Origin of the sequence: Bacillus sp. MMSF_3353 (assembly GCF_030733445.1) — a bacterium.
Taxonomy (GTDB): Bacteria; Bacillota; Bacilli; order Bacillales; family Bacillaceae_G; genus Bacillus_A; species Bacillus_A wiedmannii.
In genome coordinates this window covers 16,881-42,229 of record NZ_JASHJA010000025.1, presented here as the reverse complement: position 1 = coordinate 42,229, position 25,349 = coordinate 16,881, and the positions used below count along the sequence as shown (strand labels likewise).

23 protein-coding genes and 3 pseudogenes are annotated in these 25,349 nt (G+C 33.9%); 9 read left to right on the top strand and 17 right to left on the bottom strand.

Translation table 11 applies throughout. The annotated features are described in order from the left end of the window. The first annotated feature begins 183 nt into the window (after positions 1-183). Positions 184-1,022 (top strand): annotated as a pseudogene (locus tag RBB48_RS26300) (NADP-dependent oxidoreductase). A 74-nt stretch (positions 1,023-1,096) separates the two neighbouring features. Here the strand turns inward: RBB48_RS26300 and RBB48_RS26295 are convergent. Then, positions 1,097-1,612 (bottom strand): hypothetical protein, encoded by a 516-nt coding sequence (locus RBB48_RS26295; RefSeq protein ID WP_088610544.1) that lies wholly within the window; start codon positions 1,610-1,612, stop codon positions 1,097-1,099. Between the two features lie 132 nt (positions 1,613-1,744). Beyond that, positions 1,745-2,059 carry a hypothetical protein gene (locus RBB48_RS26290; RefSeq protein ID WP_088610543.1) on the bottom strand — a complete coding sequence of 105 codons (315 nt, stop codon included), beginning with the start codon at positions 2,057-2,059 and terminating at the stop codon, positions 1,745-1,747. 446 nt (positions 2,060-2,505) lie between these two features. On the opposite strand from RBB48_RS26290, the pseudogene RBB48_RS26285 reads away from it, so the two are divergent. The 4 genes and pseudogenes from RBB48_RS26285 to RBB48_RS26270 all read left to right on the top strand — a co-directional run bounded on the left by RBB48_RS26285 (position 2,506) and on the right by RBB48_RS26270 (position 5,676). Next, positions 2,506-3,449, top strand: a pseudogene (locus RBB48_RS26285) (nucleoside hydrolase). A 209-nt stretch (positions 3,450-3,658) separates the two neighbouring features. Beyond that, complete coding sequence (gene tnpA / locus RBB48_RS26280; protein WP_306008364.1) at positions 3,659-4,057, top strand: IS200/IS605 family transposase; 399 nt, start codon at positions 3,659-3,661, stop codon at positions 4,055-4,057. An 11-nt stretch (positions 4,058-4,068) separates the two neighbouring features. Next, positions 4,069-5,181 carry an RNA-guided endonuclease TnpB family protein gene (locus tag RBB48_RS26275; RefSeq protein ID WP_306008363.1) on the top strand — a complete coding sequence of 371 codons (1,113 nt, stop codon included), beginning with the start codon at positions 4,069-4,071 and terminating at the stop codon, positions 5,179-5,181. Between the two features lie 150 nt (positions 5,182-5,331). Continuing rightward, entirely contained in the window at positions 5,332-5,676 is a 345-nt protein-coding gene (locus tag RBB48_RS26270; protein ID WP_306008362.1) for a hypothetical protein, read from the top strand. Positions 5,677-5,870: 194 nt separating this feature from the next. Here RBB48_RS26270 and RBB48_RS26265 read toward each other — a convergent pair whose 3' ends face one another. The 4 genes from RBB48_RS26265 to RBB48_RS26250 all read right to left on the bottom strand — a co-directional run bounded on the left by RBB48_RS26265 (position 5,871) and on the right by RBB48_RS26250 (position 8,432). Further along, positions 5,871-6,761: a helix-turn-helix domain-containing protein gene (locus RBB48_RS26265; protein WP_306008361.1), complete on the bottom strand. Its 891-nt coding sequence runs from the start codon at positions 6,759-6,761 to the stop codon at positions 5,871-5,873. A gap of 528 nt (positions 6,762-7,289) precedes the next feature. After that, entirely contained in the window at positions 7,290-7,400 is a 111-nt protein-coding gene (locus RBB48_RS26260; protein ID WP_000540371.1) for a YjcZ family sporulation protein, read from the bottom strand. Positions 7,401-7,625: 225 nt separating this feature from the next. Continuing rightward, complete coding sequence (locus tag RBB48_RS26255; RefSeq protein ID WP_002115188.1) at positions 7,626-7,802, bottom strand: hypothetical protein; 177 nt, start codon at positions 7,800-7,802, stop codon at positions 7,626-7,628. Between the two features lie 30 nt (positions 7,803-7,832). Continuing rightward, on the bottom strand, positions 7,833-8,432 hold the full coding sequence (locus RBB48_RS26250; protein ID WP_306008360.1) for a hypothetical protein: 600 nt from the start codon (positions 8,430-8,432) through the stop codon (positions 7,833-7,835). Between the two features lie 742 nt (positions 8,433-9,174). Between RBB48_RS26250 and RBB48_RS26245 the strand changes: the two genes are divergently transcribed. Further along, positions 9,175-9,591, top strand: a complete 417-nt coding sequence (locus RBB48_RS26245) for a hypothetical protein (protein ID WP_193674225.1) — start codon at positions 9,175-9,177, stop codon at positions 9,589-9,591. Positions 9,592-10,106: 515 nt separating this feature from the next. Here RBB48_RS26245 and RBB48_RS26240 read toward each other — a convergent pair. Continuing rightward, entirely contained in the window at positions 10,107-10,217 is a 111-nt protein-coding gene (locus RBB48_RS26240) for a YjcZ family sporulation protein (protein WP_306008369.1), read from the bottom strand. A gap of 292 nt (positions 10,218-10,509) precedes the next feature. Between RBB48_RS26240 and RBB48_RS26235 the strand changes: the two genes are divergently transcribed. Beyond that, positions 10,510-10,710, top strand: a complete 201-nt coding sequence (locus RBB48_RS26235) for a hypothetical protein (RefSeq protein ID WP_016083229.1) — start codon at positions 10,510-10,512, stop codon at positions 10,708-10,710. 943 nt (positions 10,711-11,653) lie between these two features. Here RBB48_RS26235 and RBB48_RS26230 read toward each other — a convergent pair. The 10 genes and pseudogenes from RBB48_RS26230 to RBB48_RS26185 all read right to left on the bottom strand — a co-directional run bounded on the left by RBB48_RS26230 (position 11,654) and on the right by RBB48_RS26185 (position 22,246). Beyond that, positions 11,654-12,176 (bottom strand): annotated as a pseudogene (locus tag RBB48_RS26230) (undecaprenyl-diphosphatase). A gap of 60 nt (positions 12,177-12,236) precedes the next feature. After that, positions 12,237-13,412, bottom strand: coding sequence for an inositol-3-phosphate synthase (locus RBB48_RS26225; protein WP_306008359.1), 1,176 nt, complete (start codon positions 13,410-13,412; stop codon positions 12,237-12,239). 4 nt (positions 13,413-13,416) lie between these two features. After that, positions 13,417-14,739 carry an alkaline phosphatase family protein gene (locus RBB48_RS26220; protein WP_371878397.1) on the bottom strand — a complete coding sequence of 441 codons (1,323 nt, stop codon included), beginning with the start codon at positions 14,737-14,739 and terminating at the stop codon, positions 13,417-13,419. 32 nt (positions 14,740-14,771) lie between these two features. Next, positions 14,772-15,650 carry a UbiA-like protein EboC gene (eboC, locus tag RBB48_RS26215; protein ID WP_306008357.1) on the bottom strand — a complete coding sequence of 293 codons (879 nt, stop codon included), beginning with the start codon at positions 15,648-15,650 and terminating at the stop codon, positions 14,772-14,774. Next, on the bottom strand, positions 15,647-16,477 hold the full coding sequence (locus RBB48_RS26210) for a sugar phosphate isomerase/epimerase family protein (RefSeq protein ID WP_306008356.1): 831 nt from the start codon (positions 16,475-16,477) through the stop codon (positions 15,647-15,649). Before RBB48_RS26210 ends, eboC begins: the two co-directional genes overlap by 4 nt. 14 nt (positions 16,478-16,491) lie before the next feature. Beyond that, positions 16,492-17,289 (bottom strand): TatD family hydrolase, encoded by a 798-nt coding sequence (locus RBB48_RS26205; protein ID WP_306008355.1) that lies wholly within the window; start codon positions 17,287-17,289, stop codon positions 16,492-16,494. Between the two features lie 13 nt (positions 17,290-17,302). Beyond that, positions 17,303-18,154, bottom strand: coding sequence for a sugar phosphate isomerase/epimerase family protein (locus RBB48_RS26200; RefSeq protein WP_306008354.1), 852 nt, complete (start codon positions 18,152-18,154; stop codon positions 17,303-17,305). Positions 18,155-18,220: 66 nt separating this feature from the next. Continuing rightward, the gene (locus RBB48_RS26195) at positions 18,221-18,757 is read right to left on the bottom strand and encodes a hypothetical protein (protein ID WP_306008368.1); all 537 of its coding nucleotides are present in this window, start codon (positions 18,755-18,757) and stop codon (positions 18,221-18,223) included. 109 nt (positions 18,758-18,866) lie between these two features. Beyond that, a complete protein-coding gene (locus RBB48_RS26190) occupies positions 18,867-20,288 on the bottom strand; it encodes a PQQ-dependent sugar dehydrogenase (RefSeq protein ID WP_306008353.1) in 1,422 nt (473 codons plus the stop codon). Positions 20,289-20,527: 239 nt separating this feature from the next. Then, entirely contained in the window at positions 20,528-22,246 is a 1,719-nt protein-coding gene (locus RBB48_RS26185) for an alpha-keto acid decarboxylase family protein (protein WP_306008352.1), read from the bottom strand. Between the two features lie 652 nt (positions 22,247-22,898). Here RBB48_RS26185 and RBB48_RS26180 point away from each other — a divergent pair. Both RBB48_RS26180 and RBB48_RS26175 read left to right on the top strand, forming a co-directional pair. Then, positions 22,899-23,345, top strand: coding sequence for a GNAT family N-acetyltransferase (locus RBB48_RS26180; RefSeq protein WP_306008351.1), 447 nt, complete (start codon positions 22,899-22,901; stop codon positions 23,343-23,345). A 354-nt stretch (positions 23,346-23,699) separates the two neighbouring features. After that, positions 23,700-25,277, top strand: a complete 1,578-nt coding sequence (locus tag RBB48_RS26175; RefSeq protein WP_306008350.1) for an FAD-dependent oxidoreductase — start codon at positions 23,700-23,702, stop codon at positions 25,275-25,277. The last annotated feature ends 72 nt before the right edge of the window (positions 25,278-25,349 follow it).

Here is a 25,349-nt window from a genome sequence, read left to right as displayed (position 1 = left end):
TAATGTAAAGGGCTGATTACCTATGAATAACGATCAAACGATTCGATCAATTAATCTTTTCAAACAAGAAAAAGAGATTTTAAATTTCGCCTGTCTGGGTGTTAATAAATATAATTACCTAATTCATGCTCAATTCCACTCCACTATAAGCTGGAACGCCTACCCTTTAAGGAGGGATATAGCATGAAAGCTGCTGCAATTTCTACTTCTGGTGCTCCAAATGTTTTGAAAGTGATGGAATTTGATACCTCTCATGCTGGTGTAGGGCAAGTTCGGATCCGGGTTAAGGCTGCTGGAATCCAGCCATTCGATTTGTCGGTGCGTAGTGGCTGGGCACCACCCGGTTTTTCGGTGCAGTATCCACAGATTCTCGGTAACGAATTCGCAGGAATTATTGATCAAGTCGGGGATAAAGTTACAGACTTCTCTATCGGCAATGAAGTACTTGGATGGGCATTACTGGCCTGCTATGCAGAATATGTGGTGGTTAGCGTTGACCAGATTGTGCATAAGCCACAGAGTATGCCTTGGGAGGAGGCTGGTGCAATAACAGCTTCTGGTCAAACGGCTCACACCGCATTACAGGAACTTCGTGTTGACAAGGGAGACACCATATTGATTCACGCTGCAGCTGGTGGAGTTGGTACATTCGCTGTACAACTGGCCCAGGCATGGGGAGCAACTGTCATCGGTACGGCCAGTGAACGAAACCATGATTACCTTCGATCGCTGGGTGCAATCCCTGTCACTTATGGAGACGGTCTTGTTGATAGAGTTCGTGCTCTAGCACCGGATGGCGTGGACGTAGCCCTTGATGCCGCTGGGGACGATGCTCTGCGCGCATCGTTGGGGCTTGTCGAAAACAAAGAACGAATCGGCTTGCCCAGCTGGTAGAGCTTTACTCCAAAGGGAAATTGCACATCCACATCAGGAAGTCATTTCCGCTTCATCAAGCCGCAGACGCACATCGAGAGATCGAAAGTGGTCACGGCAGAGGAAAAGTAGTCCTTACAATTGGCTAAAGCGTTGCATCTTTTTTATAAACAGTTAATCTTTATTTTAAATCCACACAATAAGAAAAAGGTATCTATGATTATTAAAGTGGCCCACCTTCAAAACCAATAGGCCATCCATTGTCTTTAAATTTTACTTTATACTGAAACTCAAAGATACCTTCATAAATAAATGCTAAACTAAAACCAGGAAATATATAATCGTCAAAATTAACCATCTTTCCAAAATATATAGTGGATAGATAGTAGTTCTTCATTTCTTGATTAGGGAAGAATTTTTGTAAATATTTTAGTGCACAACTTATATGTAGATGGAGTTCATCGAATATTTTTTCTGCCATTTCGATAATCTGAACATTTGGATTTTCATTATTTCCTTCAATAATAATATCTACATCTTCCCATTCTCCGATATTAATACTATAAAACCACCGTTCTTGAATGAGATACTTCTCATTTTCGTATACAGTAGGATTAACTAAGTTTAATTTTTTTATCTCATCTTTAGTTAGCGGTTTATCAAGAATAAGCTTTTTATGCAAAATATCTTTGATATTAGAGACAATATATTTAGATTTGTTTAATTCTAAAGAGTCCATTTTCCACCTCATAAATTATAATATAAAGTAAACTGCCCTTAATTATATCATCATCCCTATTAAACTATCTTGCACAGTTAGTTTAAAAAGAATTAAACAATAACTTTATTATCTCTTTATATAAGAAAACAATTATTTACGACGCCTTCTCTTTGCTTTTTTTCGCTGATTTGTTTGACTATATTTTTTTATATGAGTGCTTTTGCTCCTATTATAATTAGGTAACTTTAATATAAAAACAGAAATCGCAGAAAAAATGGAAAATATAAATATTGCAATCATCCAAAGGTTAATGTCATAGTCGTATAGCTTACTAATATACTTTTTGTCATGAGTAATATAGCTTACATTACTGTCAATGGTTTCTAGGGTGTAGGGAATAACCCATAAGAAACCAATTAACATAACAAATGTTCCGAGTATGAAACTGAGTATATGTTTTATCATGTTCTGTTCTCCTTAAAGTATGTTTAATGTATACGTGTATATAGTATATATGGTTTTGCTGCAAGGATTATATTTATTTGAAGGAGTAATATAAATTTCTGTTGGAATCTATTTTTATTAATAGGTTATCACGGCATCACAGTCAAACCATGAAAGGCGAATTTTTCCAAATGAAACGTTTGCTTTTTTAGTTCGGAATATACAATTATATTTTTTAGGGGCCACTTAATGTGGCATGGGATATCAGAAAAAATACGTTAAGATTAGTAACTATATACTATTTTATTTTATAGAAAAGGAATGTATTCATTGTTAACGAAATTATATGTTAAATAGATAAATTATCGCATAAACAATACTACAAAATGACTTGGGAATAACCTTATACTACGATCCCATAATTATAATCTGTTGAAAAAACCATTAAAAATAAGGAGTCACATTGTATGGGGAAAAAAGTATTGTTTTTTGGAGATTTTGGAATTGACGATACAATAGCTATCATATATGCGCACTTAACAGATAAAATTGACGTTATAGGAATTGTTGCAGACTATGGAAACGTACCTCAAGCTGAAGTTGTTAGAAATGTTCGTTTTTTACTTAAAAGTGTAGGAAAAGAATATATAAAAGTTTTTGGTGGGGCGGAGCATTCTATGTCTTCAGAAACTGAAACTTTTTATCCGGAAGTTCACGGTAAATTTGGGATGGGGCCCATCCAAACAGGACTAGAGCTTCAAACATTTGAGAACTTTTTTGAAGTTCTTACACTTATAAAACAGTATAAAAATGAACTTATTATCGTGAATACCGGCAGGCTAACTTCACTTGCAACTTTATTTCTCCTTTATGGAGATATGATGGAATATGTACATTCTTATTATATTATGGGCGGATCTTTTCTATATCCAGGAAATGTTACTCCTATTGCTGAGGCTAACTTTTATGGCGATCCTGGAGCTGTCAACATTGTAATGAGATACGCAAAAAATCTATCAATTTATCCTTTGAATGTTACACAATCCGCTATTGTAACACCAGAAATGGTCAATTATATTCACTCTAAAGGAAAAACTAAGTTTTTAAAGCCTCTTTTAGACTATTACTATTATCAATTTTATAAAAAAAAGTTCCTGGAATACAGGGTAGCCCGGTTCACGATGCACTCACTTTGATTGCGATTAATCGTGATGATATTTTTACGTACCATCAATCAGCAGTTACGGTTAATGTACTTGATACTGTACGAGGACAAAGTATAGGAGATTTCAGGTCTACCTTTGAACCAGAAACATTCGGTAATCGTCCAAAACATAGGATTGCAATGCAAATGAATTATGAACAGTTTTTTAAAGAGTTTATGAGTGTAATGACTGGCGACCTATTTTAGGAAAAACCTTATATATCTAATCACTACATGGTCATCAAGTTTAACTTTTTAACGAATTTCCCGAAAGAATTCTCCTTCCTCAAGCGTGTGAAGGGCGTAGCCCAACGGTAGGTGGGAGATGAATTTCGGTTTGGCGTAGCCAAAAGGTTTTCCTTTTTATTTTGCCTCTGATATAATCAGTCTTATAAATTATAAAGGCTGGTATATAAATGAAATTAGATAGTAATAACCATTCAGTATTCTTGTTGTATTATCACCTTGTGTTGGTCGTGAAATACAGAAGAAATTTGTTTGATGATGATATGTCAGACTATGCAAAAGATATGTTTGTTCGACTATCTGAAAACTATAACATCACATTAGTTGAATGGAATCATGATGTAGACCATGTTCATATTTTGTTCAAGGCACACCCTAATACAGAAATGACAAAATTCATCAATGCTTATAAAAGTGCAAGTTCTCGACTTATTAAAAGAGATTTTCCACAAGTGAAAAAGAAACTTTGGAAAGAGATGTTTTGGTCAAGAAGTTTTTGCTTGCTAACTACTGGTGGTTCGCCAATAGACATAGTAAAAACATATATTGAAAATCAAAGTGAAAAGTGAGGTGAAATGATATGACAAAGCAGAATAAAGCATATAAATTCCGTTTGTATCCAACAGAAGACCAAGCACATCTTATGCGTAAAACCTTCGGTTGTGTACGTTTCGTGTATAACAGAATGTTAGCTGAACGGAAAGAAGCGTATGAAAAACATAAAGATGATAAGGATCAACTAAGGAAACAAAAGCTTCCCACTCCTGCAAAATACAAAGCAGAATTTGAGTGGTTAAAAGAAGTTGATTCATTAGCTTTGGCAAATGCTCAACTAAACTTGCAAACTGCTTATAAAAATTTCTTTAGTGGTCAAAATGACTTCCCAACATTCAAAAGTAAAAAAGACAGAAAGTCTTATACAACGAATGTAGTGAACGGAAATATTATGTTGCTTAACGGTCATATCAAATTGCCAAAACTGAAAATGGTACGTATCAAACAGCATAGAGAAATACCACAAGACCATATAATCAAGTCATGTACGATTTCTATGACACCTACTGGTAAATACTATGTGTCCATTTTGACTGAATATGAAAAAGAGATCGTACAAAAAGAAGTAGAAACAGTTGTTGGATTAGACTTTGCGATGGATCAATTATACGTCAGTTCTGAGGATGAGAAAGCCAATTATCCTAAGTTCTATCGTGAAATGTTAGACCGATTAGCAAAGGCTCAACGAGTATTATCAAGACGTACAAAAGGTTCAGGGCGTTGGAATAAACAACGTATCCTTGTAGCTAAGCTGCATGAAAAAGTAGCAAACCAACGTAAGAACTTCCTTCATCATAAGTCTAAAGAGTTAGCTACTCATTTTGATGTTGTAGCTATTGAAAATCTAAATATGAAGGGAATATCGCAAGCACTTCATTTTGGAAAAAGCGTCGCTGATAATGCTTGGGGTATGTTCACTTCTTTCTTAGCTTATAAACTAAATGAACAAGGCAAACAGCTTGTGAAAATAGAAAAATGGTTTCCTTCCACAAAAACATGTAGCAGTTGTGGAAATGTGAAAAATATGTCATTGTCTGAGCGAGTCTATTCTTGTATATGCGGTGTAAATCTCGATAGAGATTATAACGCAGCTATCAATATCAAAAATGAAGCAATACGCCTATTGGCGTTAGCATAGATAGCAATAAAATAACCCTTGGAACAAGGGAGTTAGCTCGGCTGTCTTAGGACGAATTCGTTAGCTACCAAAAGTAACGACTAACCGAGAAGCCCCCACTTCAAACAGTCCGTTAGGACGTTAAGTGGCGGGTAGTTCACGAAGGATCTTTTGCCTTATACAGTTAAATCAACAACAAATTATGAAATAGGTAGAATGCTTGTTAATATAAACAGTTATGTAACTCATACAAAGTCTGATCCTAGAGGCAATGGAAATACATTCACTTTGTTTTATCCTGTTCAAACAGTTTTAGATAATGAAAAAAGATATAAAAAATTTCTTGATGAACTGAAGAGTACAAATTCGAAAAAAGTTATACTTATTACAACGAATGAATGGAGTATAAAAGAATGGGATATTGAAAATTACATGGATGAAGTATATTTTTATAGTGTAGAAAATGACAATCCGGAAATTATGAGGAATTTAAGGAATAATGGGGCTTTATTGTAGTCTTATTTGAATGAAGCGAAAATTAAAGATTTTAGTGAGAATACCTGCATATTGTGTGGGTATTTTTTTAATAAAGAAAAGACACCCTAAGGTGCTTTCCTCCGACTTGAACCACTTTAATTTTAATAATATAGTTCTAATTTAAAAAACTATAGGGATTTTTCCTGTGGGCTTTGTAAGTAGTTTTTACGAAATTATGAGTGGTTATTTTTGTTTTCGAAATATTCTTTTTGAATTATTTTTAATTTATTTTCGTTTTTTGTTAATTCAAATATAAATAACGCTGTTTTCATGTTATTAGCAACATTTTCGTCATTAGATTGTTTAAGCTTTAATAAGTTTGAACCTTTTCCATAGTATAGTTCACCCAATAAGTATAAAGTATTTAGATTAATAGCTAATTGGATGCCCTTATCAATGTATTTTAGTGCCTCTTCGTATTGACATGTGTAACTTAAACATTTTGATAAATTATAAATGATTTTTAATTTAATTTCTCTATCTCTAGGAAAATCTAACTTGTTAAAATTAGTTAAACATCTTCTTAATATAGTAATACTTTTTTTGTATTCTTTATTTTCTGCATGAAATATAGCCATTGTCTGCATAATATCTATTTCTCTTTCTGATAAACAATCAACATTCGTTACAGTTAGTTTTAATGCATTATTTAAAAGAGTTAAAGCAGTTTTTGTTGATCTATTTACTTCAAATATAGCAATTGCTTCATTCCATAGTAGAAATTGTTTCTCTTCTTTTGTTTGAAAATTATTTAAGTTTTTCTCTATTTTTACTATTTCATAAAGTTCTTTATATTGTTTTTGCTTTAAGCAATCTTTTATTACGTATTTTACATTTTCTATATATTTTATTTTTTTATTTTGAGTTAGTGCAAATATATTATTTGGATCAGTACCAAGTCTTTCTGATAATTGATATAACAATATGCTAGACGGATAAATTATACCTTTTTCGATCTTGCTAATTTGACTTTGTGAACATATTCCATGACATAATTCGGATTGTGATATATTTTTTTTCATTCGAAGTTCTTTAATGGTAATACCCAAATCGTTAAATTCCATTTTTCCACCTACTGTTTAGCGCTTTATTAGTATAAGAATATTCCTTAACCTTAATGTAATATAAAATTAATATAGTTGCAATTATTGTTTGTTGCAAAGGTCTTACCGTGTTATAAGATGGTGAGTTTTTTAATGTATAAAAGAAAAGACACCCAAAGGTGCCTTTCTCCGACTTGAACCACGTTCATTTAGTATAAACCTATCCGTATTCCCCTTTGTTATACGTGTAAACACATCCTATAAAACAGAATCGTCTATATACACCAGATTGTTAGTTCACAAAGTACAAGAGATTTGAGATCAGTATTAGAGTGACGCCACACCTTCTGTAATGATCGATATGTTACGCCTTTCAAAAGAATCTGCTTTATAGAATGTATCCACATTTTATATTTTACTACATGTAATATTTATTTGGTGTATTTTATACAACTATGTATAATTGCATAAAACTTTGAAAAAATGAGAGTATAATTTGGTATTGTGTCATAAAGAAAAGACACCCTAAGGTGCCTTTTCCAATAGTTTTTAGCAGAAACAACTGCATCCGATAATGATTAACAGAATAAATAATACAACTAATAAAGCAAATCCTCCAGCAAAACCGCAGCCTTCGCCGCAACTACCACCATATCCCATAACAATAGTGCCTCCTTTAGATAAGAGGGTAAAACTAGGGTTCATTCCATGCATTTAATGGGTTCACTTTACCTTATGTTTTTAAGTAGGTATTGAGCAGGTCCTTGTGAAAATAAAAAAAGACACCCAAAGGTGCCTTTTTTATTTTGGGTATCTTCGTTGTTCGGCATATCTATGTCCAATTGCGAGTGTTACAATATACGTAATTGAACAATACGATTTAGTTTAACGATTTGTTTTTCTTGTAAATTTGATAACATAAATTAATAAACAAAGTGCCAATAAGGCTTGAATAATTCTAGTTACTAAACTAATAATTGGATTAAAATCAAAACCTACTATAATGTGTAAAATTGTGTATATTGCAAAAAAGGTAATGGCTATTTGCAATAGTTTTTTCATAGAATATCCACCTTCTTTGGAAATTCAAATTTATAATAACAACGTTACAATTGCCCTTGCTGTCATATCTGCTAACCATGCAGGACATCCCATCTTTTTAAGCTGGTTTGATATAGCAGTTGTAATAGTTCCGCTAAAACCAATGACTACATTAAGAGTTTTAACAACTACAGTATAACTCAAATATCCTTTTAATGCTTTTTTACTGTCCCATGAAATTGGTAATTTATCAACATATTGTCTTACACTTCTATCCCAAGCAACTCTCCCAATTCTATTTAGATTTTTTAACATTTGTTTTGCTGCTATCTTTGCCGCTTGAGACTTAGGACCGTATTGTGGACCATCAACATTTTTTATTGATAATGGTAATGCTTCTCCAGGAACTTCTTTAGCTAATTCTTGTTCAATCCCTGTCATAATATCTTCAATTGAAATATTATTTTCTTTCAATTCTTTTTCTAATTTTAGTAAATCTAAAATTTCTTCTTGGCTTAATCTTTCATCAACTGTTTCAAATCCTGAAGCTTTCACTTCTTGTACATTAAAGGTTAATGGAGCTGCAACGCCAAACATAAATGTACCCGCTAAGACTGCACTAATAATTTTTTTGGTTTGTTTATTACTCATTTGGAAAATACCCCCTAAAAATAATATTATTTGTTAAAATCGTAAAATATAACATTTATATTTAATAGACTATTTTAATAGTTTTTAATTTGATATAATAGTAATTATTGGAATATATTACCTTAAAACTAATTTGGACAGGTAGTCATTTTTGCTCTGATTTATTTGTAGATGGGGGTTTACATGATAAAAAATAAAAGGATTTGCTACAGGTTACATGTTAGTTTAATGAAAAAGAAACTCTAAGGAGCCTTCCCGCGACTTGAACGATCCTATAGAAAAGTAGTATCTATTTCGATAGGATGAAGAGGCTTTTTTATGTGCAAAAGAAAAACCCACTGTATTTTCATGACAGCGGGTTTTTGGATTGAGTATTACTATCTTATTGCATAAAAGGGAATTTCTATAAAAATTATAGCATGCATTTAAAATTCTTATATTGAGAAAAAAGAGAAGGCACCCTAGGGTGCCTTCTCTTTTTGTGTTGGGGTAAATAAGAAGTAAGGTTTCCAATATAACTGAAAAAAGAACAGGTACTTGGATTTTATCACAATTTTTTCCTGAATGAACATGCATTATTACATATCATTACAAACACCTCTATTTTCCATTTGATAAAGTATATTACCAATATTAACAAGATTTAAATAAATATTTATACAAATTCAAAATATTTACAAAAATTACAAAAGTGATACATTTAAGGTGCAAGTTATAAAAAAATATTTAAGGGGGATTTATTATGTTCAAGAAATTAGTAGTTGGAGTATTAGCAACTGGTATTGCATTAACTGGAGGAATTGGAGCTGCATCAGCAAGTACGGAAGTTATAGATAATACTAAAAATTCAGCACCAATTATTCAGCGTACTCAAATACTTAAAGATAATTTCAGTCTGATAAATGGAGAAAGAGAAGTATCATTTGTGCATGTAAAAGATGGGGATATGAGAGTTCATATGACAAACAATACTAAAGGCAAGCTTGACTGGTCTTTAAAAGACTCACAAGATAATACTATTGAAAATGGATCGTTAGAAGCAGGAAAGGCTTTTACAAATACGTACTATAATCTTTCAGAAGGTGAATATAAGCTTAAAGTTACTCACAGAAATGGTGGTTCTGGATCATTTTATGCAGCTGCTCGTACTTTAGACTAATATAAATTTAACCATCTGGAAGCTTGAGGATTTTGTTATAATTTCATCATGCAAGAGTGTAAAATCACAAGTAGCCCACCTACGGAAATAGGTGGGTTTTTAATGCATAAAGAAAAGACACCCAAAGGTGCCTTTCTCCGACTTGAACCACGTTCATTTAGTATAAACCTATCCGTATTATCCCCTTGTTATACGTGTAAACACATCCTATAAAACAGAATCGTCTATATACACCAGATTGTTAGTTCACAAAATTCAAGAGATTTGAGATCAATATGTTACGTCTTTCAAAAGAATCTGCTTTATAGAACGTGTCCACGGTTTATATTTTACTACATGTAATATTTATTTGGTGTATTTTTTACCAATATGTATAATTACATATAGTTTATGAAAAAATGAGAGTATAATTCGGTATTGTGTAATAAGGATAAGGCCCACCTACGGAAATAGGTGGGCTTTTTAACGCATCAGGAAAAGACACCCATATAAGAGTGTCTTTTCCGATAGTTTGTTTAGCAGAAGCAACTGCATCCGATAATGATTAATAGAATAAACAATACAACTAATAAAGCAAATCCTCCAGCAAAACAGCAGCCTTCGCCGCAACTACCACCAAATCCTATAATAGATCCTCCTTTAATAAGAAGAGAAAACAAGGGTGTACGCATGTTTTTTAACGGATTTAATATACTTTATGTTTTTACGGATTAATTGAGCAAGTCCCTTTGAAAATAAAGAAAAGACACCCAAAGGTGCCTTCCTCCGACTTGCACTATCCTGTATTAATGCTGTTCTGATTAATACATTAAATTATAAAAATAATTTGTTATACTTCCGTGTATCCTAGCTGATATAATGTATAAGGCAATTATTGGTTAATTAATAGCACACATATATTAGGGAGGTACATAATTCATGGAGCTAATAATTTCTTCATTTGTATTAGTGGTAATATTCTTTATTCTTTCGATATCTTTAAGTGGTAAAGGTCAGCGAATAGCAAAAGAAGTTTTAAAAGAGCTTATTAATGGTCCTGAGGGAAAAATGTTGGTAGGTTTTTTTGGAACTTTAGCAGTTATAGGAGTAATTTTTATCATCTGGCTTTTATTGAACTAAGCATTCCAGTTACTCAGGCTGATATATAAAAACCTAATATACTTCTATAACAGTAGGCCTTTGAGTTGATAGCGAAGTGATTGCTTAAAGCCTTAAATATTAAGGCTTTTTTCACTATGGGATAGCACCAATCGCAAATTCTGTACGCTAAGGCTACAATGATGTTACAAGGATTGTATAATAAGAACCGAAAACGATCGTTTAAGGAACTCTATTTAGTTCTAATATAACTGAAAGAAATACGGTCAAAAACCAGTTCCAAAACTCATTATCAAAAACAGAGTACCAAAACAAACATTAAATGTCGTTTATGGTACTTTGTTAACATACGGTAAAACCAAGTTTTTCAACTTAGAAATTCCTTAGCGTACGAAATTCGCGTTATGTTGGCGAGACCCCATATGTAATTTTTAGTTAGTTTAGAATTGCAAGAACAAGAAGATAAAACGGTGTTGAAAAAATCAGGAGAATCTAGATTTAGGTTGTTCAAATATTAATATGGATCTTACGAGATATTATATAATCCAGTAGTCATTACTTTTGAACTATTCGCCACTTAAGGTGTTTTTTACTAAAAAAAAGACATCCCAAAGTGCCTCCTTCCGACTTGATAACCACTTTAATTTTAACAATATGTAACGGATGCCAATCTAGCTTTTGTAAATATTTTTCATTATTAGAAATCCAAAAAGTATAGAATCAATAAATAAATTACTACTAAAAATATTTTAATTATTGTTAACATTTTTTAGAACATCATCTCTTCAAGTGCATTTACACTAACACTCCTGATAAATTTGTCTATATTCTTGGTTAACTAGTAAAATTAAACAAAATTCTTATTTAAGAATTAAAGAGCGCTTTTAAAAGCACTCTTTAATATAGACGATATTGAAAAAGAATACTCATTAGTATATGTAATCTTTTTTATTGTGTTGCATAATCAAAAGTTTTTCGATTTATTTTTAGAGGGTATTATATTCTGCTCTATTATTCCGTAAAGATTAAGCAATTGTTTTATAAATGTAATTTTGGGTGTTACCCAATACGAAAATAGTGCTGAAAAAATTCCTATTAGAACTCCTGTTATACCATCGAAAGGATAATGAACTCCTACTCAGATACGAGAAATAGCTAAACAGAATGCAAGTATAACCCATACGCACCCAGTCTTTTTCCGAACAAACAATATGAAAAATAAATCAAAAAAATAGAATTGTATATTCGCCAGGAAATGAGTTATCTACTGCATAATCATAATCGACGAGTTTATTAACATTAGGTAATACTGTAAATGGGTGATAGTCCAAATGTCATTTTCCTACCAAATTCTCAATTAGTTCTGCAGTTACAAAAGTAAGCATCGCTTGAATAATCATCATTTTGTTCTTTCTAGATTGAGTAAACCGATAAGCCATAATAATTAAACCTAAAAAACACACCATATATTCCGCTAAAAACACCATAGTTGAGTTTAGAGATGAATATTGCTTTCCTAGATCATTGATGACTCAAAAATTATCAATTTATTCGAAAGATTTCACATAACCCAACAACATTTGATATTGTTTATCAAGGGCATACTCATCTGTTCCAATTGGTGATTTAAAAAAGAGTGAAAGATGTTCCATTATTCCTACCTTCCCTTCTTTAAGTGCATGATCCATAAAACGGGACAGATCAATTATTAGAGGGGCAGCTAAAATCGAATCAATACCTAACCAATTAATTTTCATTGTCATTCGTTCTCCTAACCAACCTTCAAAGTCAATGGTATCCCAGGCTTCTTTCCTATCTCCTCGGACAGAAAAGTAATCAATTCTTACTTTATGATCAAAATGACTGTACCCCAATATTTGTTCTAGCCCAATGGATTTCGAATCAATTTTTGTTGAAGAATGTGTTGGGTGTTCCAAAACTGCACCATCTTGATTCCCTAAGATGTTCGTACTATACCACCCGACAATATTCAATCCACGTTGTTTAAACATTTTTCCTAAAACATGTTTATATAAAGTCTGACCTGTTCTTCCATCTTTTCCTGCCGTCGGAACAGCCTGCAGTTCTGCTAATTCCTGTAATGCTGGTATCTCAGTCGTCACACTCGGCGTAAAATTTACATAGGCACATTTTGATTTCATTGCCGCATATGCATACAGCATACCTGGTCGAATATCAGGTGAATTTTCCCTTAATCCAGTCTCAAATGCTTTTAATGACTGATATAAAGAATGACTTTTTGTCTTTTCTTCTGTTGAAGCCGTATTTACCACAACAATTCTTTCAAGATTATATTTTTTTCTAAATTCTTTAATGTCTGCCTGAATTTGATTCACTGCGCTCATTAAGTTCTCAGGCTCTCCTGTCAGATTATAGACCCCTTTAACAAAATCATTTACATTAGCCAGTGGTGCTTGCCAAATAGGAACATCATTGAGTTGCATTTCAATTTTCTTCAAAATAGATTCCTGAATGATACCATATTTTTGTACTACTTCTATCAATGAATCCTTTTGTATATCCCATCCACCAAAAGCAATCTGATCGAGTGGAGTTAGCTGTAATGTCTCGAATTCTTTCTCTGTAGAAATAACGCCCCTTAGTGGAGCAAGATTTTGATTTACTGCAAAAAGTCCGGAAATCGTTGTTGTTGCAACGGCACCTAGCACTCCGACAAATAATACACCCATCTGATATGTCATTCTTTCACCTCTCCCCATTCCCCACAAGTTTTAACAACAAGTCATGGACTTCGGTTGCTTCTAATGTATCTGGAAGTTCAAAATCTCTCCCTGTTACTACAAGTGACACATAATCTCCTTTGTCCTTTGCTGGTAAACCGTGAGATCCTTTGATTCGCTCCGGTTCTAGTGGTATTTGGAATGTTTTTGAATTTACAAACAGCTCAACTGGATCATAACCAGGCTTCCTATGAATATCTACATTGTATGCAAATTCTGGTGCCTGTTCATCGTTCAACCACCAGTAGTACACAAACCAACTGTCAGGTTCAGCAATAGCAATTAACTGCCCCGAAAGTTCGTGATTAATCTTATGAACCCGTTTCTCTTCTTCTCCCCATACCTCGGCTATACCTGGTGTTCTTTCGAGAATTTCTTTAACTACCCCAATATCACGTGAGTCCTGAATATACACATGAGCCAATTGATGATCTGCTAAAGCAAAGGCTTTCGACATCTCCAAATCGAGAAAATCCATATTTTCGACATGCTTGATAGCCACATATCCCTCTTTATTCAACGTTTGATTGATAAATATAGGTCTATTAACTGTCTTAAAGTTGTATTCTGATAAAATAACTAGCCGTGTTTGCTCCTTCAAGTTGCGCTCTTCCAATTGCTCGACAAAGTTTCCAATTAAACTGTCAATTTCTTTAATGGATCTCTTCGCAGCCTCACTTTCAGGCCCAAACCTTTGTGCGTTATAATCTATATTGGGTAGATATACAAGTGATAATCTTGGTTTATATTCTTCTAAAACATCTATTGCTGCATCTAATATCCATTCACTGGATTTAACTGAAGAGAACGGACCCCAGAAGCTCTTCAAATCGAACTCCCCATATTTCCCCCTCAATTTTTCATATAGCCCCCTCGGCTTTGAATCACACCACATAATTGTTTTTTTATCGAGATGAATTGGGGCAGGAGTAACTACATAGTCTGCTGTGCTCAACTTACTGAACTGCCAAAACAACACTGCTGTTTCAGCTGTCAAATCTTCTTCCTTCAACTTCTCCCATATCTTTTTACCTTCAACTGGTAGCATTGTTTGATTCCACATTGTTATCTCTTTTGTATCCCAATTTGGAAGACCGTTACAAATAATTCCATGTTCAGCTGGTGAAGTTCCAGTAATATACGTAGCCTGCATTGAACCAGTTACAGCTGGAAATACAGGTTTAATTTTTGCTTGCTGGCCATTCTCTAGCAAATTCCGAATATTTGGGGTTAATTCAGCATCATTTAGATGCTCTTCCGTCAAACTAATAATATCTAATACAACCACGTTCTTTTTCTCCAAAGGTATCACCCTTTCATCTATGTAACGGGAAAAATACGGGACATGATATAACTTATGATTAGGAAAGAAGATACAGAAAAGAAAGCTGGCCATCCTCCAAACGAAGCAGCAATTGCTCCATCCAATAATGGAAGACCAATTATACATGTTCCTACTGCTTTTTTAATATTAGATGATATTGGATTTGCTAATGCTGGTAAAATCCCTGAAAAAGTCCATAATAAAAAAACTATTACCGTAATAACTGTTGTTCCCCATACACCATAGAAATGCAAAAGCAAAATAGCAATAGCACATGTTAAGACCGCTCCTGCCATAATTCTTACTCGTATAGGATAGAGGCCAGATCCAACCTCACCTTTAGACATTACAGTAACAGTGAAAATATATATAAATCCTAATCCCGCTAACCACCAAAATTCTACTAATTTATCTGATATAATACTCAATCCTAGTAACAAGTTAACTCCTCTACAAAGCCCCATCGTTAATGGTCCTAAAACGTCATAATGCTTTGAATAGCGATTATATACAAATACCAACATAATGAGGATACAAGCAATTAAAAAGCTGATACCTGAAACAAAACATACAGATATGATACTTACAGTAAGAAGCACAAAACTAAAACATAAAGCAGAACGAATTGATATACGACCGGATGGTAAAGGTCTTTCAGGACGCTCTCTTTTATCTATTTCAAAGTCAAAAAAATCATTTAAAATAATCCCTGACGCATATATACATGCGCTCGCTAACATAAGAAGAATAATCTGACTGAAATAACTTTGATTCAAAACTATTCCCGCAATCCAGGTGCCTGCCAATATATCTGCCATCGCTGTAAAGGTATTCGGAAATCTTATCAGTTCAAAATAAGTACGAATTCTTCTCATAGGCTGTTAAGGATACTTTGCACATAGTCATAAGATTCTTTGGCGGCCGATATTGCATGATTTTCATAAGGGTATAATTCAATGGTAATAAAACCGTCATAACCCGTTTTCTTTATAGATTGTAAAACTTCTAGAATAGGAATAGCACCATGCCCAGGAATCAGATGCTCATGTACGCGATTCGCTGCAATATCCTCCAGATGATAATGTTGTGTATATGGTAGCAATTTATAAACCAATGCAGCTGGATCTTCTCCAACACAAAAGAAATGTCCTATATCAAAATTTAATGCAATTGCCTGCGAAGGAACAGCCTTCTTAAATTCTATAAATTGATCTGATGTTTCAATTAATAAATCAGGCTCAGGTTCAACAAGGATTGTTACGCCAGACTTTTCGGCATGATCAGCCAATTCTTCCATTGCAGAAATAAAAACTTTATTTGCCCATTCCCTCCCTACATTGATGAGTGGCCCCCCTGGTTCGGTAGATAGTGTCTTTGCACCGAGTTTTTGAGCTAAATCAATACAGTTATGGGTATGTTCTATACGTTGTCTTCTTTCTGTTTCATCTACCTCTACAAAAGACGGGTGCCAATTATCTTTTATTCCATACAGCATGAATGCATTCAAATTTGATATAGTCATGTTCCTTTGTTTCAACTTGTCTTTTATCATGAGTATTTTCTCGTTCGTTACCTCAGGTGGAAAAGCATGCGGGATATCTAGTAAGATTTCTATACCTTCATATCCAATTTCGGATAATATATCTATTGTTTCTAACAGGCCATATCTTTTAAATCCATTACTGCTATATGCAAGTTTCATAATCTTTTCACCCCTTATGAATCTAGTTTTAATTTTCCAGATTGCTCATAAAAACGAACTGGATTATTCCAAACTAGTTCTTGAATGATATTTTCCGCATGCCCTTTCTTTCGCATCTCAAGCGCAGTTTTTACAACATTAAGAGGATTAGATGGTCCCCAATCTGCTGCAGTGTTAACCATAATCTTATTTATGCTGTAATGTTCAATTATTTCAATTGCTTCATCAGTTGAAACTTTCGTTGGATAAATTGTCATTCCGCTCCAGCCTCCATATTCAACGGAAAGATCAATAGTATCTGAATTATTATGATCTATTAATACCTTATCAGGTTCAAGCCCTTCTTCCCTTAGGATTTCTATTGTTCTTCTTGTTCCCTCCCGCTTATTTTGATGGGGAGTATGCACCATAACTAACATATCGAGGTCTTTAGCCAATTTAAGTTGTCTCCGCATCACATCTTCTTCCTCAGGAGTAATCCTATCAAATCCGATTTCCCCAATTGCAAGACACCGCTCATGTTGCAAATACTCGGGCAATCCATCAATTACTTGATAGGCAATATCAATGTTATTTGCTTCTTTTGGATTCATAGCTAAACAACAATAATGAGTGATTCCATATCGCTTAGCACGCTCAGGTTCAAAGGTAAGCAAATGTTGGAAGTAATCAAAATAGGTCTCAGGATAACGGCGTTCGCTTCCAAGCCAAAATGCGGGTTCTACAACAGCGCGTACACCGGCCAGACTCATATTTTCATAATCATCGGTTGTACGAGAATAACAATGGATGTGCGGATCAAAATATTTCATAAATTTTCTCCCCTCATAAAAGGCTATTCTTAAAATATGGTGTAAGGAATTCTATAGATTCCTTTGCTGCCAGTACTGGATTATTGCAGTAGGTATATAATTCTACTGTAATAAATCCTTTATATTTAATTTGCTTTACATAATTAAATAATTGATTAAAATCTATATTCCCATGACCAGGTATAAGATGATAGTGTTTGTGATCTGCTATATCCTCTAGGTGGATGTTCCATATCCTAGACTTTAAACTTGATAATAAAGTGGGAATATCCTCTCTTATTACATCTGCATGCCCGAGATCAAGATTTGCGCCCAGCCTATTTGATCCCACTCTTTGAATTAATTCATTCAATTCTTTGCCATTTTCTATTAAAAGGCCAGGTTCGTACTCAATCCCTACGTTGATTTCATGTCGTTCAGCATAGTCCATAATCTCTATTAGTGAATTTATAAGATGATTAATCGCTTGATCTGGTGGATTCCCTGAAAGACACTTTCCACTTGTAATACTGATGTTTTTGGCATTTACTATTACAGCTAAATCTATTAATTGTTTTGTATATTTAATTCTCTGATTCCTCACCTTTTCTCTTGCATTACATAATGAAGGCTCAAATGTAGGTTCTCCAGTAGAATATGGAAAAAAACCAGCTGCTGTATTTCCGTTTATATTTGAGACTTCGAGGCCATATTTTTCTATTTTTTGTCGTACATCAGTTACCCAAGCAGCAGTATGTACAGGTGGGAAAGCATGAGGAACATCCGCTAAAATTTCAACTCCTTTATACCCCAACTTTCCAATTTCTGAAATAGCTTCGGGTAATGTGTATGTTGTAAATGCATTTGTACTAAAAGCTAGCTTCATATTGCCCCTCCTTTTAAAACATCTAATATTACAACACTTGTTCGTTCAATAGAATTTAGTCAGCATTTATAAAAAACGATACAATCTATTCAAAAATATTCTACAAATTTCAACGAATAGCCAGGAGTAAAAAAAACTTAATATAAATATTATTGCAATAACCTTCGCATCTATAATTGTATTAACAGTAGGGCCCAGTACTGGGAAACGGAATACATACAGTATCACCATGATCCCCGCCAGTAGACATATTGATGAAAAAGAAACAACCAAAATTCTCTTATTCAATTGTAAAAAAGCCACACCTATAGCTATACCTAATAAACCTGTTGTAAATGGAAAAATAATTAATTCACTCGGCTGAATGATAAATAAAAGGAGAATTGTAAGGATATAAGAGAGGGTTCCTTGACGAATCGAAAGGTACGTAACTAAAAAAATTGGTAATGTCGCTAAAAAACTAATTAAGTAGCCTATACCTGGCATAAAGCCTCCTGCTGATTGAAGCATGGTGGCAAGTGTACTCAGCAAGGCTGTAATGACCAAGTTGGCTACAAAGGAGCTCTTATTCAAGTGAATATGGTCTTCACCTATCTCTCTCATCGATTGATACCAGTAACGGACAAACCATTCGATTAAAATCACCACCCAAAAATATCCAAACAGTCACTTTCTATACTATTCATTACAGCGTATTTTATGCGGCATTGCCTTATAGTACAATTTCAAAAATAGTACCTTTGTTCAAATCAGTCACATTTGTAGATTCATAAACCCCTAAATATAATCTAGTTTGATTCAGATTTGTTCCCAAATTAACATAATAAGCTGATTGAGATCCAAAATTATAATCGGTTTCAATAACACTAAAATCATTTAATTTACCATCTATACTAGGGCGAGTATAGGCTAAAACCCCTCTAACTGGGGAGTTAGTTTGTTTCTTCTGAGCAAGATCGATAAACACAATACTTTCTGTTAAATTCGGGATTCCATTCCCCATATATGGTTGGACACCTGTAAGTGCAGTTCCATCAAACTTATCAGGTCCTGAACCTTTATGAAAATAACTAATAAATGGTTGAAGCCGCTTCATTGAGGTTTTAACTGTTTCATTATAATAAGCTATTGTTTTCTCATCTAAAGTGGTGGCTGAAGAACAGCGTCTTATAAAAGAAGTAGGAAAATTCCCTTCCCATCCACGCCAACCAAAGTTAATAAATCCGTCTTGGTCAGAAGTAGATCTCATTATTAAAGAAGCTTGAACAAGTTGAGTGACTGGTATAGGTCTATAATGAACAAATGAAAAAATTGATTCCACCAAATCTTGCCCAACATTTCCCACATATTTAATATACTGATTATAAAACCTTTGAAATGAAATACCTGTGATATTACGAACGCCTTTAGCAATTACCTTAAGAGTTTCCTGAATAGATGAGGGAAGTTCATCAAAACGTGTGACTACAGGAGGATTATTGATAAGTGTATTCTTAGCTACATCAATTTCAATTATTTTACCGGCTATCTCCATATCATCCTGACTTAAATTAAATGGATCATAGCCTGATCCACCATCTCCAGTTGTTAAAACAAGTGCCCCAGTTTCAGGTGAAAAACTTAGGCTATTAACCCCATTATGATTAAGAAATGGTCTTCTTATATTAAGTAATGTACGTCTTTTTTGAGGTTGACCATTCGGTTGTAAAATCCATTCTTCTACGGTATCAATATGATCATATTGAGTTTCCCTGTTTATCCATCTTAAATTTAACGTTTTTGGGTCACATGGATTAGGCTTAAAAGGTTCAGCCAGAGCGCCCGGTCCTTGTGTTCCAGCTAATGAATAATGAAGATAAAACAAACCGTTATAATAAAATTGTGGATGAAACGCTAGTCCTAGCAACCCTCTTTCATCATATCCACCTTGTTCAGACTTCCCTAATTTTATGATTCGAGAACGAACATCTAAAAAAGTTCTTATTTCTCCGTCTCCTATGTAAAAGATTTCTCCTATTTGGGTTGCAATAAATAATCTTTCAATTGATTCACCTGGAAGTATAGTTGTTCTTAAAACAGTGGGTAGATTTATCTTACTTACAATGGGTTGTAAACGAACTTTTACTTTTATCAATTAACTTTACACCCCTTTCTATTATAAGAATATGATTTGGAATGTGCTATTAGTATCAAATAAGGGATGGCAATTGAATATAAAAAAGCGTGTTATGATTATCTTCTTCAAAACACGCTTTTTCCTAATATATCGAACATTCATCAACTTTATATCTTAAAATACACCTAACAATTTTTCTGTGAATTTTTCAGAATTCCTCTAAAAAAATTAGACTTATCTTCCTGGTCTATTCAAGGCTATTGCTGAGTACGCTGCATTTCCTGCTTCTCCATATAATTACGCATCTTTTTCATATATCTAGATGCATCCATTGGATCTTTTACAATCATTTCAATAATACAGAGTTTTTCAGTACTTTCTATTTCAGCTTGGTTTATTGCCTGATCAAGCTCTCCGTAGGTACGGACTGTAGCTGTAAGCGCATCGCCTTCAAAAACTTCCGCTAGCTTAGTATAAGACCATTGAGGAATTTTGTTGTACTTTTGATTTTTTGTTTTTACATTCAAATATTTTTCAATCGTATAACCATCATTGTTTAAGACAAAAATTATAGGCTTGCATCCATAATAAAGCATGGTGCTGATTTCTTGAGCTGTCAGTTGTAAGGCTCCATCCCCTGTAAACAGAAACACTCGGCGTTCAGGCACAGCCATAATAGCACCGAACGCCGAGGGGGTTGCGTAACCGATGGACTGCCAACCACCTTGCCCAATATATATTACATCGCTCGGTAGTCTCACCTCTGCCATTCCGTAATAGAATGTACCGGTCTCGACAACTACAATGTCTTCCTCTTTCAGCATCTGCTGAAAACGTGGATAATAGTTCGCCGCTATTAGAGGGGCATCGGTGTTAGTATTTAATTGGTCGTAAGGGAATGACATTTTTTCTACCAAGCCTTGCCCCTTATAACCCACATTCTGTATTGCAAGTAACATGTCAGCTGCAAGAACATTCGGATACTCTGCCTCAGCAATTTTAACCATATCCGGTTGAATATTGACGGTTATCAGCTGGTTTAGTTTTGCGGTAAAACTCGCGGTATTAGTATCTGCCAATACCATACCAATTGCGATGATACAATCTGCATTTTCTACCTTACTTTGAACTTCAGAATCTCCAAAAGATCCTAAGTACATTCCCACATAATTTGGATGGGTTTCGTCGAATCCTCCCTTTCCGTACATCATCGTTGCAACAGGAACATTCATGGTGTCTGCCAGTTGTTGAACTGCCGCTTGAAGACCGAAACGCATGGTTTTTACATCCACCAGTATAACTGGTCGATGTGCACGATCTAGTAGCTTATGGACATGATTGACCGCAGCATGAAGAGTTTTCAAATTAGATGTTGGGCGCTCTTGTGTTGGCTCTACACGATTTTTAATCGGTTTGGTCACTAAATCATCGGCCACAACAAGATATACAGGCTTTTTCTTTTCTTTAGCAATTTGAATTGCGGCTGGAATTTCAATTTTAGCATTTTCAGGCGTAAGCACCGTGCTGTATGCAGTAATTTGCTCATACATGTTGCGAAAAACATCAAATTTCCCATCCATTAAAGTGTGATGCATCAGCTTATGTTCTTTTTGATTATTTTCGGGAGGCGCACCCACTATATGAATGATTGGTACATGCTCACTATTAGCTCCGGCTATAGCATTACAAGCGCTGAGTTCTCCGACTCCAAAAGTTGTAATAAGAGCGGACATCCCTTTAATTCTTGCATAGCCATCTGCTGAATAGCCCGCGTTTAGTTCGTTCCGTCCTTCTATAAAGCGGATACCTTTATAACACTCTAAAGTATCAAGAAGTGTAAAATTATAGTCCCCTGCAATACCAAAAATCTCGGTAATGCCCTCCAATTTTAAACAATCGAATAAATATTGACCAACCGTTTTTTGAGAAGGTTGCCTTTGTAAACTAAAGTTATCCTCATTTATCATGTTTTCCATCACTTGTTCACCCCTTATCTATTTCTTAAATTGTTTTGTTTTATAGTATTCTTTTTGATAATACCCTTTAATTGAACCCATTATCCGTTGCACTGAGCCAAAGTAGTATATCAAACGCAATTAACTAATATAAAAACATGTTGCTATTAAAGATACATGTTTCATAATCCAAAACAATTTTAAACTTGAGATAAGGTTTAAAAGTCAAAAAAGAGCACTTTTTGAAGAAACCTTAAACACTTTAAATGTGTCAAAATCTATCAAATATCGCTATATTAACAGTTATTTAGAATTATGATTGCACCTTCCCCCCTTTTGATGATATAAAGGGCATATTTATAATGAAAAAAGCATCTTCTGGTAGTGAAAGAGCAATTAAGGAACAGTTGAATGACAATAAACTATTCCGTTACAGAGCAACCGTTATTAAGTTAACAGTGAAATTGGATATGGATAATAAGGTCTTTAAAAAAATATAGAGGAAAGAATATAATTATATTGAGTATAATAACGTGTTTTTAACTATACCTTTAAGGAGGCGTTGTCGATGAGACATTATTTCTATTTGATTGGGCGAAAAAATAAGGGGATAACGTTCCAATAGCCCATAAACTACGTGGTTCCCCTTCAATATTAGAAGGAGAGTATCAGTTTGAAAAAAATTTATTTACAGCCAATTGACAAAAGTAATTGGGAAGAAGCAATTAGATTATCTGTTAAAGAAGAACAACAAACATTAATTGCATCCAACCTTTATTCTATCGCAGAAGTTCAATTTTTAGATAATTTCTATGCAAAAGGTATTTATCTTGCTGAAAAAATGATAGGATTTACTATGTTTGGGATAGATTCTGATGATAATAATTATTGGATTTATAGACTTATGATTGATAAAAAATTTCAAGGTAAAGGTATAGGTAAACAAGCTATACATCTAGTTATTGATGAGATAAGAAAATATAATAACGCAAACATTTCTATAATAATGATTGGATATGCTCCTGAAAACCTTACAGCTAAATTTTTATATAAGAAAGCAGGATTTATTGAAACTGAATTATCATCTTGGGGTGAACAGTTAGCTAAGTATTCTTTATGAGCATTTGAATTCCCTAAGTTGACTATTAGACTTATTAAAGAAAAGAGTCCAATAGTATAGCAATATAAGTGGAATAGGATTAAACTTTTTTATAACAGAATCAACCAACTGAAGATATTAAGAGCGTGTTTTGATTAACCTTTTTTCAAAACACGCTCTTTTCTATGATTATTTATCAAACTTATTAGTATCAATTTTAATAAGCGTCATTTAAAAGCAAAAACACTGTTCAAATAAAATTACGTCTAAATTGAACATACATACAGCCACAATTTGCTGTTTTCTAAGCTCAAAGTTTACCTCTCCAATAAGTGGAAATACTAAAACTATAAAACATTGGATGGAGGATTTATAGTGACGAATAATGAGAATTACAGTGGAATATTACCCCATAATGCCGAATCTTATTGGACGAGCAGTATTCAATTACCAGAATACCCTTCTTTAGAAAATGACATACAGGTCGATGTTATTATAGTAGGAGGAGGAATTACTGGCATTACTTCTGCCTATCTTTTAGTAAATGAAGGTCTAAAAGTCGCTGTTATAGAGGCAGACAAGTTATTAAATGGAACGACTGGACATACGACAGCTAAAATTACGGCTCAACATGACATGATTTATGACGAGCTTATCAGATATACCGGAAAAACTACCGCAAGATTGTATTATGAAGCAAACATAGATGCTTTAAAATTCATTCAAACCACAATTAATAAACATCACATTGATTGCGATTTTACTCAACAAGATGCTTATTTGTATGCCACAACAGAAGAATATGCATTTAAGTTAGAAAAAGAAGCAGAAGCTTATAATGAACTTCGAATTGAAGGCGAACTTGTAAACAAACTTCCTATTGATTTAAAAATACATAATGCACTTGTTATGAGAAATCAAGCACAATTCCATCCCCTTAAGTATTTAGCTCATCTTTCAAATATAATTACAGAAAAAGGTGGATACATCTTTGAAAATACCACAGCAGTAAATATAAAAACAGGCGAACAACCTGTAGTTCTTACCCGTGGAGGAGCTCAAATTACAGGAAGGTATATTCTCTCTTGTTCTCATTTCCCTTTTTATGAAGGCGCAGGACTTTACTCTACAAGAATGCATGCAGACCGATCCTATATAATTGCCGCTAAGACAAAAACAGATTATCCAGGTGGTATGTATATTAGTGTAGATGAACCAACCCGCTCCCTCCGTTCTACAACAATTAATGGTGAAAAATTTATTCTTATCTCTGGAGAAAGTCATAAAACGGGACAAGGCGGAGAAACACTAAAACATTATGAAGCACTAGAAATATTCGGGCAACAAGTTTTTGGCCTTGAAAGTATCCCCTATCGCTGGTCAGCTCAAGATTTAATTACACTAGACAAAATTCCTTATATCGGTGAAATTACATCCGATCAGAAAAATATATTAATTGCTACTGGATATAGAAAATGGGGTATGACAAACGGAACCGCAGCGGCGCTTTTATTTCGAGACATCATATTAAAAGAAAAAAACAAATATCGGGAATTATATACTCCCTCTCGTTTCCACATGAATCCTAGTTTAAAGAATTTCTTAGTCGAAAATGCCAATGTTGTTGGACACTTAATTAAAGGAAAGTTAGAGATTCCTCAAAAATGTATTCGTGATTTATCTAACGATGAAGGAGCTGTCGTTGATATTGATGGACATAGAAAAGGAGCTTATAAAGATGCAGAAGGCAAACTTCATATTGTAGATACAACTTGTACCCACATTGGATGTGAAGTTGAATGGAACAATGGAGAACGTTCTTGGGATTGCCCATGCCATGGTTCGCGATTCTCGTATACAGGAGAAGTACTTGAAGGGCCTGCTGAAAAACCATTACAAAAGTATGACTATAAAATGCTTGATAATCTTACTTCAGAAGACTCTGGTTATTAATAAAAAACACTTAACAAAAAAAAAGAAAGTGTTTTGAAAAAATATTTATCAAGACTTAATTTAATAAAATGT